Source organism: Oligosphaera ethanolica (assembly GCF_030814695.1).
Taxonomy (GTDB): domain Bacteria; phylum Verrucomicrobiota; class Lentisphaeria; order Oligosphaerales; family Oligosphaeraceae; genus Oligosphaera; species Oligosphaera ethanolica.
Genome location: NZ_JAUSVL010000001.1, coordinates 5612001 through 5628464, shown reverse-complemented (window position 1 = coordinate 5628464; position 16464 = coordinate 5612001). Strand labels below are relative to the sequence as shown.

Here is a 16464-nt window from a genome sequence, read left to right as displayed (position 1 = left end):
GACCAGGTGGAGAGGGTGAAGTGGCAGAGTTCCTAGTATAAATTGCTTAACAAGCAGCTAGCCGAAGCCGTCCATATCCGGATTCTATGATTATGCTGATCTGTATAACACCACAATATCCGTGGTTATACAGCGCTCGTCAAGCCCTCTTCTCGCCTCCCAATCGGAGAACTTTCACCTCGAACCGCTTGGTAACGCCCGCACGAGCGGCTAAACTTACTGTGTGCCCGCCGCTCTCTGGCCTGGCAAAAGCAGATTTTCTGTAGAAAAACAAGTTCTGCAAGAAAGGATAACAACATGGGCAAGGTCACCGAGAACACCATTCCGAACAAAACCCAGAATCAGAAGCTCAAGATCCATTGCACCCAGTGCCAGCGAGAAACAAACCACATTGTAATGCAATCAGTTGACTGCGATGCATCCGAGGTCATTGGGCACGACGGCGGACATCCCGAGACGATCGACTGGGCAAACATCTATCAGATCATCCAATGCCAAGGCTGTGAAGCAATTAGCTTCCGCCATGTCAGTTGGTTCTCAGAAGCACAACAACAGATCGGATATGACGAGTGGGATGACGGCACATCAACGTGGCTCTACCCGAAGCGGTCGGATAAGACACGTGCAATCAAGGACTACTATAATGTTCCCAATACCCTTCGTCGTATCTATCGTGAAACACTTGATTGCTTCAACAATGAAGCCCTGACGCTGTGTGCGGCAGGGCTGCGGTCCATAATTGAGGGAGTATGTGCCGATCAGAAGGTAACGGGCGGTCCAGTTGAATCAAAAAAGGCAGACGGCACAGTTCAGACCAAGCGTCGCAAGACGCTTGAAGGAAAGATCGCAGGTCTAAGCGAAAAGGGCATTCTGACACAGAAGAACGCTACGCTTCTAAATGAGCATCGCTTTCTGGGTAATGAGGCCGTGCATGAACTGAATCAACCTTCACAGGATGAATTGATTCTCGCCATCGAGATCATGGAGCACATTTTGGACGCTCTTTATGAAATGCCTGACAGAGCGGATGAGTTGAGGCGAATCAAGGCGAAGAGACTGAAGAAGCAGAACAAATGAGTGCACAACTATTCCATACCGCGACAGCGGTATGGAAAGTGTGACTCTAACGTTGGGCAAGAATAGGAAGACATCATGGCAAAGCTCGAAGACGTTTTTGGCGTAAGCACACACCAAGTACTCTCGTACATTACCAGGCCAGAAGTAGACGACAAGTTCACTGCTGCGCTTGTCGGCGACAAGCAGATCGTTGTCTACGGCGCATCAAAACAGGGGAAGACGGCCCTTGTGTCGAAGTACTTGCCATACGATCAGCATCTCCCCGTTAGCGTGACGCCAAAGACCGAAATAGTGGACATTTACTCGAGTGTGTTGCGACAACTCAATGTCAAACTGGTCTCATCGCAGACGGACTCGTCAGGGAGGGAGACCCAGGCGTCGGTCGGGCTCAAAGTGAAGGCGCTCATACCCCTGTTTGGCGGCGGAGAGGGTAGCGCTACCGCTGGAGCCAAGTCGGAAGTCACGAAAACATCGCAATTTGAGGAGGTTCCATTCAATCTGGCTCTTCCTCAGGACGTATCTGAACTGCTCAAGAAGATCGGCTCTCAGAAGATCATTATCATCGAGAACTTTCACTATCTCGACGAGGATAAGCAAAAGCAACTAGCGTTCGATCTTCGAACATTTCAGGAACTTGGAGTCCGTTTCGTCATCCTCGGCGTCTGGCGAGAAAAGAATCGGCTTGCCCAATACAATGGGGACTTGCTAGACCGAGTCGTCGAAATTCCTGTGGAACCGTGGACGGAGTCAGAGTTTCAGAAAGTCGCTGACGCGGGCTCGTCAGAACTCAAGGTTCATTTCAACGACGGCGTGATCGCGAAGTGTATTCAAGCATCATTTAGCAGTATCGGGGTGTTTCAAGAACTTCTTAAGTCAATCTGTGTCTTTGCCGGTGTACGGGACACGCAGTTCGCTTGGCGTGATATTGGCGATGACCGCATGTTAACACAGGCAGTTGAGACAAAGGCTCAGGAATACGCGGCCCGCCATCAACGTGCACTTGAGTCGATTGCGGCCGGAAACCTGAGCGCCACGACAAAGGACGGGGTGACACCGCTCTTCCTGCCGTACTATCTCGTGCGGGTCGTTCTCAGCGCTGGCTACGACGGCATCGAATCGGGCATGCGGCGCGCCGCCATTCAAGAGCAGATCCAGAAGATCCATCACCGCGCTCAGGATGTACGGGCCTCTGATATGAGCAACCTCCTACACACCCTTGGTAGCCTCCAGAGTAAGAAGAACATCTCTCCTCCCATAATCGACTACGATAAGAATATGAAATTACTGCAAGCTGTTGACTCGACGTTCTACTTCTTTCTCAAACACGCCGATCTCAAGCAGATCGCTGAGGAATTGCCGAGCCCTCTGGACTAGAAAGGGAGGCCCAACCAGCGGTTGCAGGTGACGCCGCTGCCGCGGCGCACCTGAACCGCGACGTTAGATAACAAAAAAGGATGTATTGTTACACATGTATGAATTATACAAAAAAGCATTTGACGAATGCATGGCCACAATCTCAGAACAACCTAAAAGTCTTGAAGGAGGACCTGTGTCACGGGTCGCATAAACTGAGCCAGTGATGGGTCGCATCCAAACTGAGCCACCTGCGAGACAAAGCAGCCCTATGTTATCTCCTTTTTTCCCATCGGAAAACAAGGAGATAGAACATGGCCAACTACAAGCAGGTGAACGTGATAGACAGAATACAACAACTTTACCGACAAGGGAGAAGCCAGCGTGCCATCGCGGCAGAACTGGGTGTCAGTCGCAATACCGTGGCGCGATATCTGGCTTCAAACCCGGAGCCCCCGGGTCAGACAGGGTGCCACTCCACGCAAGCTGCAACCAAGGAAAAAGGAACAACCTGTCCGGTTTTGTCAGACGAAGCGACCCACGGGGTGGCTCAGTTTGAAACGGTCTCCGCCGAACCTGAAGCGACCCACGGGGTGGCTCAGTTTGAAACGGACTCCGCCGAACCTGAAGCGGCCCACGGGGTGGCTCAGTTTGAATCGGTCTCCGCCGAGCCTGAAGCGACCCACGGGTCTGCAGTTGCGCCGGCCAGCCGCCCGCCGGTTGTGGACAAGCGTTCAGGCTGTGCTCAGTATGCCTCCGAGATACTCGCCGCGCATGCCCAGGGCCTCTCGGGACGGCGTATCTACCAGGATCTGGGTGACGCGGGTTTTACGGGCAGCTATGCCAGCGTAAAGCGCTTTCTGCAGCGCAACCGCGAGACGTCGCCGCCAGTGCCATTTCGCCGGCTGATCAAGCTGGCGGGGCAGGAAATGCAGGTTGACTACGGCCAGGGAGCCTGGGTTCGCGATGAGCGTGGCCGCCGTCGCAAGACCCATCTTCTGTGCTGCGTCCTGTCCTTTAGCCGCCGCATCTATTGCGAAGTCAGCTACCGTCAGGACAGCGAGAGTTTCATCCGCGGCATGGAGAATGCGTTCAGGCATTTTTGCGGAGTGACCGCGACCGTCGTCATCGACAACCTCAAGGCAGGTGTCATCCGGCCCTGCAATTTCGATCCCGTTCTCAACCCCAAATGTCATGATTTCGCCATGCATTACGGCACGTGCATCCTTCCTTGCCGCCCCCGCATTCCTTGGCACAAGGGACGCGTTGAGAACGTCGTGGGCTACGTGCAGAACAACGCGCTCGCAGGACGCACCTTCCCGTCTGTGAACGCACAGAATACCTTTCTGTGGACCTGGCTGGACAAGGTGTCGGACCATCGTTTCCACGGCACGGAAAAGCGCCATGTGATCGACATGTTCCATGAGGAGAAGGCGTCGCTTCAGCCGCTTCCGGCGTCCATCTTCGCCGCCTTCAGCGAGGAGTTGCGCAAGGTCCACAGCGATGGCCACGTCGAGGTCCAGGGCGCCTACTACTCGGTTCCGCCAGAATACACGTCTCAGGAAGTCTGGGCCTGCCATGACGGCCGCCACGTGCGCATCATGTCAAAGGACCTGAAAGAACTCGCCCTGCACGCGCGACAGGAACGGGGACGGACCTCGACCGCCGCCGGCCATGTTCCGCCAGTGAAAGTCTATCTTCCCGAACGCGGTTCGCACTGGCTGCTCGAACAGATCGAAAAAAGCATCGGTCCCGGCGCCCGGGCATGGGGCGAAACCGTGGTCCTCAGCCGGCAGGCGGCGGCCCCCAAGGTGCTTCATGGACTGCTTCACCTGCGAAAGGCACACGCGGCCGCCACCATCGAGTTCGTCTGCAATCTGGCCATCACCCGCGGCGAAACCTGCTATCAGGCGCTTAAGGCCCTGCTTGAAGAACGAGGCGACAAAAGGCAGCCCGCCTTGCCCTTCCAAAGCGAGCACGAGCTCATCCGGCCGCTGAAAGAATACAATCACCTCATTGACTACAAGGACATCTTCCCATGAGCATAAACCGCCTTCGTGAACAACTCAAAAATCTGCGCATGCCCGGGGCCGGCGTCAAGCTTGACCTGCGGCTGAGCGAAGCGCGCTGCAACAGCCTCGAACACGGCGATTTTCTCGAACTGCTCCTGCAGGACGAGCTTCTCCACCGCGCCGGCAACAAAATCAGATCCGCCCTGAAGGCGGCCGGCTTCCGCAACCTCAAGCCGCTGGCTGACTTCGACTGGCAGTTCAACCCGAATCTGGAACGCAAACTCTTCTACGAACTGGCAGGCGGCGAGTTCATCCGCCAAGCTCAAAACATCTTGATGGTCGGGCCTTCAGGCACGGGAAAGACCTGTCTGGCTCAGGCCATCGGTTTTGAGGCCATCAAGCTCGGCTTCACCGTCATCTATCGGTCCATCTTTGACATCGTCAGCCATCTGCAACGCTTCAACGCCCTCAGCGACCGCAATCCCGAGTTCGAACGCTACCTGAAGGCCGACCTGCTCATCATTGACGACATGGGGCTCAAGCAGCTTCCGGAAAAAGCTGGCGAACTGCTGTTCGAGATCATCTTCCGCCGCCATGAGCTCAAGTCAACCATCATGACCAGCAATCGACCGCTGGACGACTGGGGCAAGCTGATTGGGGATGTGCCAACGGCCGGAGCTATTCTGGATCGCTTCCTGCAACAGGCACGGCTCATACCCTTCAAGGGGAAAACCGGACGCCCCCACTTCGGACGCCAAGGGCAGGCGGGGCCGACAGCAAACGACGCCCTCCTCGACGCGGCGGCCGCAGCCCGACTGGATCATGCCGAGGGTGGCTCACTTTGAAGTGGCTCAGTTTGAATCATGCGACCCACGGGGCAAACTGAGCCAATGCGACCCACGGGGGGATGCCAAACCGGGTGGCTCAGTTTCAAAATGGAAAGGAGGCCGCCAAACAGAGAAAAAGGCAGAAATGAACGAACACAACATCCACAATATCAACAAAAAAGGAACATCGTCGTTGCAATCCCAAACGCGGGTTGTACGGTTGTCAGGTGGCAAGGGAAGATGCGAGCCATGAGTGGCTCAGTATGAAGCGACCCGTGGCACGATACAACTTCCGTCTTTTGCTCGGAGCCTTCTTGCCGCGGGCCATGTTGATGTCACGCGCCAGGCAGACAATCGTGTCTTTCCAGCTTGGCATCCAGCCATCGGTGAACGTGACCACTCCCTGCTCCCGCAAGGTCCAAAGCTCGATGAAGGCTCGCTGCAGGCTGCGAGCGGCCAGACTGGCGTCATTGGGAAACGCCGAGTTGGCGCACACCGCCGTGCTGTCAACGCAGATTTCCTTGAAGTCGTCAAGCTCCTCGGTCAGGCAGTCCTGGAGCTGGGCATCCAGTATGGCCTGCCGCGTCGCGTTGGTCACGGCGTTGAGGTTGTCGACCAGCGCCTGACGCGATGGCAGGCGAAGACCGCGAGGCGACAGCACGGCCTCGATCGTCTTGTACTCGCAGAAGCGCTCGCAGGCGTCCTGGTCGCTGACCGAACCGTAGCGGCCGCGCATGAGCAGAAAGAGAAAGACGACCAATGCCGGCATTCTGGGGCGACCAGTCTCAAGGGTACGGGGGGCGACGCTGGGCTCCGCCTCGGGGATGTTACTCAGCAAGGCCGGCAAGGCTGGCAAGACTGCCCGTGCCGCTTGCCGCTGGCGCGCACGCTGGGCCTTCTTCCGCAAACCGTAGGCATCCAGGTCGGCGTCAATCAGCGGCAGCAACTCGCCATGGCGGTCGATGAAAGCCAGCATCTCCGCAGCGAAATCAGCCAAGTCGCTGTCGGGAGTGGTCGAAAACAACTGGTAATTTGGAAAGAGAAAAATACATTCCATGGCGTGCCCCATTATGTTTGTGCGACCTTTCTTCGCGGAATTCGATCGCGTTCAGCATAATGTGGCACTTTTTTTTGATTTGTCTCGCGCGTGCGCGCATAATGCGCGCACGCGCGAGGGCTTTTCGGATGACCTCGAGCAACACACAATCCCTGTAGGAAGGTGAAAGCCTTCAGCGTCGTCTGCGCCACGGCAAGACCGGCCGCCATGGCTTTCGCCGCCGTGCCGACAACGATCAGCGCCACGCCCAGCGCCGCCGTTCCCGCGACCGCCGCGGCCAGGGCGGTGACCGTCCCGGCGTTCGCCTCGATCCATTCGACCACGGCGAGCGTTGCGGCGGTCAGTTTGTCCACCAGCGGCTTGAGCGTCCCCTCCATGGCCTTGGCGATGGCGTTCATCGCGCCTTCGACCGCGCTCATCAATTGACGGAACGAACCGCCCAACCCATCGTCCATTTCCTTTGCGGTCGCCCGCGCCGTGCCGCCGATGTCCTGAAGTTTCGCGATAAAGGCTTCCAGTTCCTTGACGTTGCCGCCAAGGGACAGTCCGGCCAGCGAACCGCGAATGTCGAAAATCTCCTCGGCGAACGCGATCTTGTCCGCGCTCGGCATCGCCGCCATGACTTTGCCGATGTCGGCCATGATGTCGGCCATCTTGCGGAGATCGCCGTTGGCGTCGACGGTTTCCACGCCGACCGCTTTGAGCTGATCCTGAACCTTGACGCTCGCGAACTGCGAATAGCTCTTGCGGAGCGCCGTTCCGGCCAGCGAGCCTTTGATGCCCATGTTTGCGAGAATGCCGAGAGCCGCGCTGGTGTCCCGGATGTTCTCCCCGGCGGCTTTCGCCTGCGGTCCGGCCATCTTCAAGGCTTCGAAGAGATCGGTCAGCGTCTGCGCCGAACCGTTCGCCGTGGCCGTCAGCACGTCGGCGACTTCGGACATTCTGCCCGCCTCGATGCCGAAGATGCGCATGGAGTTCGCCGCGATATCGGCGGCCTCGCCAAGTTCCGTTCCGGTGGCGCGGGCCAGGTCGAGCGTCGGCTGGATGGCCTCCTCGATTTCCTTCGGGGAGAAGCCCATGCGGCCCAGCGAAACCATGCCGTCTGCCACTTCCTTCGCGGTGAAGGAGGTTTCCCGTCCGAGCTTCTCGGCGACCTTCGTCATCGATTCGAACTCGGAGGCGGTCGCTTTGGTCACCGCTTTCGCCAGGCGCATCTGGTCGTCGAACCCGGTGAAGCCTTTCACCGCCAGGACGAACGGCAGCGCCATCGCTCCGGAGAGCATCAGCAGATCCTTGCCGATGGAGTCGCTGGAACGCCCGAAGTTCTTGAGCTGCTCCTGCGCGACGCTCTGGTTGCGCTGGAGCTTGCTCGTTTCGGCGGTAACCTCGACGTAGGCCGCTCCGGCGCGGATGTTCGATGACAATGACATATGCCCTCCGGAAGTTTTTTTGAATCTTTCACGTTTTACGTCTTGCGTTTAACGCCAAATGGTGGTATATTGTTTTTACAGGAGAATGATGAACGGATGATCAAAAGCTATAAATGCCGAGAGACGCAGCATCTGAAAGAGACTGGCGAGAGCCGGAGGTTCAGGGCTTTTGAACGTATCGCCCTGCGAAAACTGGACATGCTCGAAGCGGCGGTCAATGTGGAATCGTTGCGGATTCCGCCAGGCAACCGCTTAGAGGCTTTGCACGGCAAACGCGAAGGGCAGTACAGCATCCGCATCAACGATCAATGGCGCATCTGCTTCACATGGTATGAAGGAAACGTCTATAATGTTGAAATCGTTGACTACCATTAGGAGGTGAATCATGATTAGAACAAAAAATTTGATCCATCCGGGCGAGATTCTCTCCGAGGAGTTTTTGAAACCGATGAATATCAGCCAGAACAAGCTGGCGATGGATATTCACGTGCCGACTCCGAGAATCAATGCCATCGTGAAGGGAACAAGAGCAATCACGGCGGACACCGCATTGCGGCTCGGAAAATACTTTGGAACTGGTCCGGAATTCTGGAGCAACCTACAATCCAATTATGATTTGTGTGTTGCTGCCTCGCAATCTGAAAAAGAGATTGCCGCAATTCCGCAACTAGCTTTGGCATGATACCTATGAAAGATTTTAATTTTTCAAAGATGGAACCGATTTTGCAAGGCTGGTCGGCTGATAAAAAATTTTTAGTTGAGGATCACATTGGCAATAAGTATTTTCTCCGTATTTCGTCAATCAACAAATATGACTCCAAAAAAGCCAATTTTGAGTTAATGAGGCAAACCTCTGCACTTGGCGTGCCAATGTGCGAACCTATTGAATTCGGCATCTGTCAAGATGGTTGTTATTCACTCCAATCTTGGATCGATGGTGTTGATCTAGAATCTGAAATCATAGCTTTATCGAACCCAGATCAATATGCCTATGGAATGGAGGCCGGAAGCCTTTTAAAGAAAATTCACTCTATCCCGGCTCCTAACGATTTTGAGAAATGGGAAAACCGTTTCAGCAGAAAAATCGATAAAAAAATAAGAGGGTATCATGACTGCCCTATAAAATTTGATGGTTCTGAATTGATGATTCAATATATCAATGCTCATCGGCATCTACTTGAGGGACGACCGCAATGTTATCAGCATGGTGATTATCATGTTGGTAATATGATGCTTAATCGAACAGGGCAGTTGATTATCATTGATTTTGACCGCGACGACTTTGGTGATCCATGGGAAGAATTTAACCGTATAGTATGGTCTGCACAGCAAAGCCATTTTTTTGCATGCGGCATGATCGACGGTTATTTCTCAGCATCAGCACCACATGTTTTTTGGGACTTGCTTGCTCTGTATATCGCGAGTAATACGCTTTCATCAATTCCTTGGGCTATTCCATTCGGAATGAAAGAAATTGACATTATGAAGAATCAGGCAGCGGAAATTTTAGGGTGGTACGATGGCATGAAGAATACAATTCCAACTTGGTATATGAACTGTAAGAAACATTGATTCTTTCATGTTGTTTATAATTCAACCCGAGTTATTGCCGCTTAGTACAGCAGAAACTTCCATCCAATGCCGTCGGTGAGATTCCGCTGGAGCTTCGATGTCTCGGCGGTGACTTCGACATACGCGGCTCCGGCGTAAGCGTTCGCCCAGCCCATATCCCCGCATGTGTTTCGCGTGATTACATTAGCACCTGAACGCGACAAGCCCCGGTCCGCGTGAAGCGGATCGGGGCGTCGGCGCGATAGTGTGCGGGTGGTGTCAGTTGCGTGCGGGAGTCCAGTTGTGTGGCAGCAAGGAGTCAATGTCGTCATGCCGGGTAGTGCCGAGGCGAGTGAGGACGTCTTCGAGCCAAGCCTTGAAGTCGACCTTGTTGTCTTTGCAGGTGGCCACGAGACTGGCGATGATGGCGGATTTTTCGCCGCCGCGTTCGTTGCCAACAAAGAGCCAATTTTTTCGTCCCAGTGCCCAGGGACGAATGGCGTTCTCGGCCGGATTGTTGTCGATGTTCACGCGTGGGTCAATCAGGAACACGGAGAGCTCCTGGCGTTGCTTGAGCGCGTAGACGGCGGCCCGGACGAGCATGGAGGTCGGTGGCAGACGCCGGCGGACGATGTCGTCACACAGCGCGAAGAACTGCTCGACCAGCTCTACCCAATTCCCCGCTGCTTTCATAGTCCGCCTCTGGCGGCGAGGGGCTGTGGCCATTTGCGGCGTGGTTGGATTGCGTTTCGCTGGGCAGGGGATTGCGAATGGCGATGTAAGCGTTCGCCCAGCCCATATTCCCGGGCAAGCTTCGCGTGATTACATTAGCACCTGAACGCGAAAAGCCCCGGTCCGCGTGAAGCGGATCGGGGCGGTGGCGCGATAGTGTGCGGGTGGTATTAGTTGCGTGCGGGAGTCCAGTTGTGTGGCAGCAAGGAGTCAATGTCGTCATGCCGGGTGGTGCCGAGGCGAGTGAGGACGTCTTCGAGCCAAGCCTTGAAGTCGACTTTGTTATCTTTGCAGGTGGCCACGAGGCTGGCGATGATGGCGGATTTTTCGCCGCCGCGTTCGTTGCCAACAAAGAGCCAATTTTTGCGTCCCAGTGCCCAGGGACGAATGGCGTTCTCGGCCGGATTGTTGTCGATGTTCACGCGTGGGTCAATCAGGAACACGGAGAGCTCCTGGCGTTGCTTGAGCGCGTAGACGGCGGCCCGGACGAGCATGGAGGTCGGTGGCAGACGCCGGCGGACGATGTCGTCACACAGCGCGAAGAACTGCTCGACCAGCTCTACCCAATTCCCCGCTGCTTTCATAGTCCGCCTCTGGCGGCGAGGGGCTGTGGCCATTTGCGGCGTGGTTGGATTGCGTTTCGCTGGGCAGGGGATTGCGAATGGCGATGGCGGGACTGGGCGGGGGGGAGTGTGCGTGATTTTCTGTAAATACGCGGAACGGTCGCTCTTCAGGCGACTGGTCGCGCGTAACGCCTTTTGACGCTCATGCAGGCCATGGTGCGCCTGTGGCGACCCGACGAGAATGGGACACCATCTCGTCGGAGTCGGGTCGCCACCAGTGCCTGACCGGCTTGCCTGGGCAAAAAAAAGTGGTAAGTTTCCCGAGTCGTCTAAGCTACCAACAAACACGTCTCGGAAAGGACTTACCACAATGTCTGAATGTACCACTGAAAATTCCATTCTGCAATCCATTTTGGAGCACGGACTCGACGGCATTGCCGAATCGCTTCGCGTCATGCTCAACGAGGCCATGAGACTCGAACGCGAGAACCACCTTCACGCCTCCAGCTATCAGCGTTCAGCCGAACGTGTCGGCTACGCCAATGGCTACAAAAACAAGACGGTTCATACCAGAGTTGGCAGCATCGCTCTGGATGTCCCTCAGACGCGGGATTCTGATTTTTATCCCTCCTGCCTGGAACGCGGACTCCGCAGTGAGCGAGCCCTGACGGTGGCCATGGCTGAGATGTACGTGCAGGGCGTCGCAACCAGGAACGTCACCGCGATATTGGAGAAAATGTGTGGTCTGGAGGTCAGTGCATCCCAGGTCAGCAAAGCCACGGCGACGTTGGATGCGACCCTGACCGCCTGGCGGGAATGCCCGTTGTCCGAACCGGTAGAAGTCCTTCTGGTTGACGCCCGCTACGAAAAGGTGCGCCGGGATGGCAATGTGCTGGATACGGCCCTGCTGAGTAAGCGCTCGCCCAGCCCATTAAGCAGGAAATTCTGATGCGTTTAGGTTAATTGGCAGTCCTGAAACCAACAGAGGAGACTGCCCAATGACCGACCGTGAAACTGCTTGGCGTGACGCCTTGTCCGCCCATTCGTCGTCCGGAATGCCTTTGAGTCGCTATTGTCGTGACAAGGGGCTCAACTATCATCAGGCGGTGTACTGGCGTCGCCGCCTGGCCACGATTGACGGCGCCGCCAGCTTGTCCGTCCCGGATGCGCCTGCCCCGACTTTTTCGCTCGTGGAGCTATCCGAGCCGCCGCGGCAGGTCGCGGACAGCGGCGTGGCCATTGAGTGCGGACGTTGTCGGATCAGTCTGAAAGCCGGCTTCGATCCGTCGGTGCTGTCCCGGGCGCTGGCCGTCCTGTCGGGTCTGGAGGCGGACTGATGTTGTCCCGTAAGCGTTCGCCCAGCCCATATCCCCGCATTCTGGCGAAGAAGTAGCCATCCTTCATGACCGCCATGAGGGACTCCACGGCGGAGCGTCGCGCGCGTTGCTCAATGGCCTCGGCGCTGTCCCATTCCCCGGCCGGGGTGATCTTCTTGCCCTTGGCGCCGGAGAAGGTGATCAGCTTGACGCCCAGTTTGAGCGCTGCCTCGCGGTTTTTCTGCGAGGCGTAGCCATCGTCCGTGGTGACCTTTTCCGGCACGTCGCCCACGCGGCCGGTGACGGCTTCGATCGTCTTGACCAGCACGCCGCTGTCGGCGGTATTGCCCTTGTCCAGCGCCAGGTCGACGATGAAGCCCGCGCGGCTGCGGGCCAGACCGGGACGGTAGCCAAGTACGGTTTCGCGGTCGCCTTTGATGATCAGGGCCGCGTCGGCGTCGGCCAGGCTGAGCAACTTCTCGTCCATGGGCACGGCCTCGTGATTGAACACCCGGCGCCGGATTTGATTGCCGGCCTTCCAGGCGTTGACGAGGGCCTGTACGCCATCGAGCAGGTGTCGCTCCCGCTTGGCCTGAAGCTGCGGAGCCAGCCGGGCCGCGTCTTCTGCGAACAAGGTCTTGTAGAGCTCTTTCATGGGTGCCATGGCCTTGTCCATCGTGTCAAGCATCTTGCGATACAACTTCCGTCTTTTGCTCGGAGCCTTCTTGCCGCGGGCCATGTTGATGTCACGCGCCAGGCAGACAATCGTGTCTTTCCAGCTTGGCATCCAGCCATCGGTGAACGTGACCACTCCCTGCTCCCGCAAGGTCCAAAGCTCGATGAAGGCTCGCTGCAGGCTGCGAGCGGCCAAGCTGGCGTCATTGGGAAACGCCGAGTTGGCGCACACCGCCGTGCTGTCAACGCAGATTTCCTTGAAGTCGTCAAGCTCCTCGGTCAGGCAGTCCTGGAGCTGGGCATCCAGTATGGCCTGCCGCGTCGCGTTGGTCACGGCGTTGAGGTTGTCGACCAGCGCCTGACGCGATGGCAGGCGAAGACCGCGAGGCGACAGCACGGCCTCGATCGTCTTGTACTCGCAGAAGCGCTCGCAGGCGTCCTGGTCGCTGACCGAACCGTAGCGGCCGCGCATGAGCAGAAAGAGAAAGACGACCAATGCCGGCATTCTGGGGCGACCAGTCTCAAGGGTACGGGGGGCGACGCTGGGCTCCGCCTCGGGGATGTTACTCAGCAAGGCCGGCAAGGCTGGCAAGACTGCCCGTGCCGCTTGCCGCTGGCGCGCACGCTGGGCCTTCTTCCGCAAACCGTAGGCATCCAGGTCGGCGTCAATCAGCGGCAGCAACTCGCCATGGCGGTCGATGAAAGCCAGCATCTCCGCAGCGAAATCAGCCAAGTCGCTGTCGGGAGTGGTCGAAAACAACTGGTAATTTGGAAAGAGAAAAATACATTCCATGGCGTGCCCCATTATGTTTGTGCGACCTTTCTTCGCGGAATTCGATCGCGTTCAGCATAATGTGGCACTTTTTTTTGATTTGTCTCTCGCGTGCGCGCATAATGCGCGCACGCGAGAGGGCTTTTCGGATGACCTCGTGCTAAGTCAATGTGGCGCCCTCCAGGCGCAATCCTATGTTGTTGTCCTACCCCGGGTTGCGGCGCCCTTCGGGCACCTCACCCGGGGATATGCATGGTACGGCCCTCCGGGCCGAACTTGGCCGATCAGATGATGTGATTTGTTCGCGATTCGGGCCATATCTGCCATGCGTAGGACAATTATCTGAATTTTTCGATCATCTCAAAAAATCTTGCTTATACGCCAAGGTATTTCTGCACAAAATGCCATAATATTTTACGGCCTGTTCAATACAGGAATCATGCAAAAAAGCCATGGAGATGCGAGAAATGCGGTTGTCCTGGCCCGAAGACTATAGACGTTAGCTATTGGGACTAAAAAACGGGCTGGCCTTTCATCGCTACGGGGGCAACAGATGGCAAGAAGTTACATAACGATTCAGTCGGAAAGCGACGTGGAAGACTTCTTCATACCCAAGAATTTATCACCTTCTGAACTGCAGCAGCTGATTTTGTGGAAGAAAGCCATTGATTATGGCGATCTGAAACAGGCGAAGAAACTGTATTCATGGATGGATACAGATTATTCAGAATCTTTACAACTGGCAATTTTTTGGCACATCTTTTGTCGATGCAAAATGGATTTTCTACGTTTTTGCATTGAATCCTGCCACTTCAACGCAAACTTATTTAATGCTGACGGCAGTTCTACCTTGCATATTGCTGCGGATAATGGTTGGCTGGAAGGCGTGCGTTACCTGGTTGAAGAGTGTCACTGTGACCCCAATGCCAAAGATTGCCGGGGGAATATTCCGCTTCATGGCGCGATATATGATGGTGATCTCCCCACTGTCCGATACTTCATTGAAACGTGTCAATGCAATCCGGAAGCAATGGAAAATGGTGATTCAACCGCCCTCATCACTGCGTCCGATGCCCATCTTGCGGATATGGATATCATGGAATATCTCGTTGAAGTTTGCCATGTCGATGTCAATGCGCGAAAGAAGGGGGGGTACCCAGCATTGTTTTACGCTGCTAACAGTGGCCAAGATGACAAAGTGCAATACTTGTGTGAGCATGGAGCAAATGTTAACGTAAAAAATGACCAGGGAGTGTCGATGCTGCGTGCCCTGTATTCCCGCTATGACGAATTAGATGCCGACATCGGTGATGGGGTAACGCATGAAATTCTTTATTATCTTCGGGGTCAGGGGGCGGTCGATTATCCTGAATGAACCAGTATTGTATAACGAGACGCCCTGCCACAGCATGCCGCAGTCTCCCAGGCTACTTAAGGCTTGAGAGTATCTTCCCCTGCAGGAGCAAGTATACATAATGTGAGCATAAGGCTTCCGCGATGTTATTCCTTGTCCTCATTTTCCTGTATATCGGCTTGCATGCCTTGGCGGCAGTCATGGCAGATTGCAGGCCGGCCGGAACAAAATCCAAACCAAAACTCATCCTGTTCATTCTTGCCCAAGGAATTCTTGTTTTTCTGTTGATTCGATTGTTGATTTATCTGTTCTGAACGCGAAAAACGGCATTGCCCTTGAAGCGACCACCGAAATCAGACCTTGTGTGCCGCGCTGTGGCCCGTACTTTCCGCTGGCGCATGCCGCGCGGGCGGTTTCATCGGCTGGGACTTCAAACCGCTTCCAGCGGGCTTTGTGGCACCAGCAAGGATGGGGCTGGAGGAGATGGCGGAAACGGTGAAGGGGCAGATAGGCAATAGTGGGAGAATAGGTACATGTCTGTAAAGACCGCTGCCATTGAAGTGCTCAGAAAAGCACAATCATCCTTGCACGCGAAAGCCATCACGGAACAAATCGTCGCTGCCGGTCTTTGGCAGCCCAGTGGCAAGACCCCCGAAGCCACGGTGAGCGCGCAACTCTATTCCGACATCAAGAAGAACGGCGACAAGTCACCCTTTGTCAAGGTCGCTCATCAGACCTTTGCGCTTCGTGAGCCTGTTTGTGTGGCGACTGCAGCGACCAAAGATGAGCCTGTCCCAGTGAAGGTCGGCAAAAAGCCTTCGCCCCCAGTCGTGAAGACAGGCTTATCCTTCACCACTTGCGCCCAGAAGGTTCTGGAACAATTTGGTAATAAAAAGCCAATGCATTATCGGGTGATCACCGAAAAGGCCATTGCTGGAGGTTGGCTGCAGTCCAGCGGCAAAACGCCTGAAGCCACCATGTACGCCCAGCTGATCACCGATATCAAGCGTCAGCAAAAGCGCGGTGAGCGTCCTCGCTTTGTCCAGCACGGGCGTGGCTATGTAGGCTTGAGCCAATGGATGCGGCAGGGGTTGGCCTTTCAGATCGAGCAGCACAACGAGCAGATTCGCAAAAAGCTACGAGAACGCTTGATGGCGATGACGCCCGGCGAGTTTGAAGAGCTTGTTGCTGAGCTGTTGGCTGAAATGGGCTTCGACATGATTGAGGCAACCAGACTATCTGGAGACGGTGGCATTGACGTCCGGGGCACCTTGGTGGTGGGAGACGTTGTGCGCATCAAGATGGCCGTCCAAGTCAAGAAATGGAAACTCAAAAACAACATCCAGGCCCCCGTCGTGCAGCAGGTGCGGGGCAGCCTGGGCGCACATGAACACGGCCTAATCATCACCACCAGCGATTTCAGTCCCGGGGCTGCCAGGGAAGCCGCCCAAGCGGACAAAACGCCTATCGCCCTGATGAACGGCGAACAACTCGTGGTACTCCTTATGGAGCACGACATCGGCGTCCGTCGCATTGCTTCTGACCTCTTCGAGCTTGACGACGAGACCGCTCCTTCGGAGGTTGTGCCCCTCGGCGACGATTGACATGCGCAGCCAGCGGCTGGGACTTCAAGCCGCTGCCAGCGGGCGTTGTGGCACCAGCACGGGTGGGGCTGGTTGAACTGGCGGAGAGGTTTTGAGGCAGAAGAGCGAGAACGAATCGTTGAACAAAATTATGACTCAACC

At 55.8% G+C, this 16464-nt stretch carries 15 protein-coding genes and 1 pseudogene; 11 read left to right on the top strand and 5 right to left on the bottom strand.

Annotation, left to right across the window (positions count from 1 at the left end; genetic code table 11):
* Positions 1–297: 297 nt before the first annotated feature.
* From J3R75_RS19455 to istB, 4 genes are all read left to right on the top strand, one after another.
* Positions 298–1077, top strand: a complete 780-nt coding sequence (locus J3R75_RS19455; protein ID WP_307265320.1) for a DUF4145 domain-containing protein — start codon at positions 298–300, stop codon at positions 1075–1077.
* A 75-nt stretch (positions 1078–1152) separates the two neighbouring features.
* Positions 1153–2451 (top strand): hypothetical protein, encoded by a 1299-nt coding sequence (locus tag J3R75_RS19450; RefSeq protein ID WP_307265317.1) that lies wholly within the window; start codon positions 1153–1155, stop codon positions 2449–2451.
* Between the two features lie 293 nt (positions 2452–2744).
* Positions 2745–4472, top strand: a complete 1728-nt coding sequence (gene istA / locus J3R75_RS19445) for an IS21 family transposase (RefSeq protein WP_307265314.1) — start codon at positions 2745–2747, stop codon at positions 4470–4472.
* Complete coding sequence (gene istB / locus J3R75_RS19440; protein WP_307265312.1) at positions 4469–5287, top strand: IS21-like element helper ATPase IstB; 819 nt, start codon at positions 4469–4471, stop codon at positions 5285–5287. The genes istA and istB overlap by 4 nt, the downstream gene beginning before the upstream one ends.
* A 205-nt stretch (positions 5288–5492) precedes the next feature.
* On the opposite strand, the gene J3R75_RS19435 is transcribed toward istB, so the two are convergent.
* Together J3R75_RS19435 and J3R75_RS19430 are read right to left on the bottom strand one after the other, a co-directional pair.
* Positions 5493–6326: a hypothetical protein gene (locus J3R75_RS19435; RefSeq protein ID WP_307265309.1), complete on the bottom strand. Its 834-nt coding sequence runs from the start codon at positions 6324–6326 to the stop codon at positions 5493–5495.
* Positions 6327–6337: 11 nt separating this feature from the next.
* On the bottom strand, positions 6338–7756 hold the full coding sequence (locus J3R75_RS19430; protein WP_307265307.1) for a phage tail tape measure protein: 1419 nt from the start codon (positions 7754–7756) through the stop codon (positions 6338–6340).
* Positions 7757–7852: 96 nt separating this feature from the next.
* Here J3R75_RS19430 and J3R75_RS19425 point away from each other — a divergent pair, with 96 nt between their 5' ends.
* From J3R75_RS19425 to J3R75_RS19415, 3 genes are read left to right on the top strand one after another with little or no spacing between them, the layout of a single operon-like run.
* Positions 7853–8131, top strand: a complete 279-nt coding sequence (locus J3R75_RS19425; RefSeq protein ID WP_307265305.1) for a type II toxin-antitoxin system RelE/ParE family toxin — start codon at positions 7853–7855, stop codon at positions 8129–8131.
* Positions 8132–8141: 10 nt separating this feature from the next.
* The gene (locus J3R75_RS19420) at positions 8142–8438 is read left to right on the top strand and encodes a HigA family addiction module antitoxin (protein ID WP_307265302.1); all 297 of its coding nucleotides are present in this window, start codon (positions 8142–8144) and stop codon (positions 8436–8438) included.
* 5 nt (positions 8439–8443) lie between these two features.
* Positions 8444–9328: an aminoglycoside phosphotransferase family protein gene (locus J3R75_RS19415; RefSeq protein ID WP_307265299.1), complete on the top strand. Its 885-nt coding sequence runs from the start codon at positions 8444–8446 to the stop codon at positions 9326–9328.
* A gap of 258 nt (positions 9329–9586) precedes the next feature.
* Here the strand turns inward: J3R75_RS19415 and J3R75_RS19410 are convergent, their stop codons facing one another.
* The gene (locus tag J3R75_RS19410) at positions 9587–10000 is read right to left on the bottom strand and encodes an IS66 family transposase (RefSeq protein WP_370882379.1); all 414 of its coding nucleotides are present in this window, start codon (positions 9998–10000) and stop codon (positions 9587–9589) included.
* Between the two features lie 209 nt (positions 10001–10209).
* Positions 10210–10623 (bottom strand): IS66 family transposase, encoded by a 414-nt coding sequence (locus J3R75_RS19405; RefSeq protein WP_370882379.1) that lies wholly within the window; start codon positions 10621–10623, stop codon positions 10210–10212.
* A gap of 349 nt (positions 10624–10972) precedes the next feature.
* Between J3R75_RS19405 and J3R75_RS19400 the strand changes: the two are divergent.
* Both J3R75_RS19400 and tnpA read left to right on the top strand, forming a co-directional pair.
* Positions 10973–11545, top strand: a pseudogene (locus J3R75_RS19400) (transposase); the annotation flags it as partial.
* 55 nt (positions 11546–11600) lie between these two features.
* Entirely contained in the window at positions 11601–11939 is a 339-nt protein-coding gene (tnpA, locus tag J3R75_RS19395) for an IS66 family insertion sequence element accessory protein TnpA (protein ID WP_307265291.1), read from the top strand.
* Here the strand turns inward: tnpA and J3R75_RS19390 are convergent.
* A complete protein-coding gene (locus J3R75_RS19390) occupies positions 11863–13386 on the bottom strand; it encodes a transposase (RefSeq protein ID WP_307265288.1) in 1524 nt (507 codons plus the stop codon). The two genes, tnpA and J3R75_RS19390, sit on opposite strands and share 77 nt — an antisense overlap.
* Before the next feature lie 532 nt (positions 13387–13918).
* Between J3R75_RS19390 and J3R75_RS19385 the strand changes: the two genes are divergently transcribed.
* Complete coding sequence (locus tag J3R75_RS19385) at positions 13919–14740, top strand: ankyrin repeat domain-containing protein (protein ID WP_307265284.1); 822 nt, start codon at positions 13919–13921, stop codon at positions 14738–14740.
* Positions 14741–15252: 512 nt separating this feature from the next.
* Entirely contained in the window at positions 15253–16323 is a 1071-nt protein-coding gene (locus J3R75_RS19380) for an HTH domain-containing protein (protein WP_307265282.1), read from the top strand.
* Positions 16324–16464 lie beyond the last annotated feature (141 nt).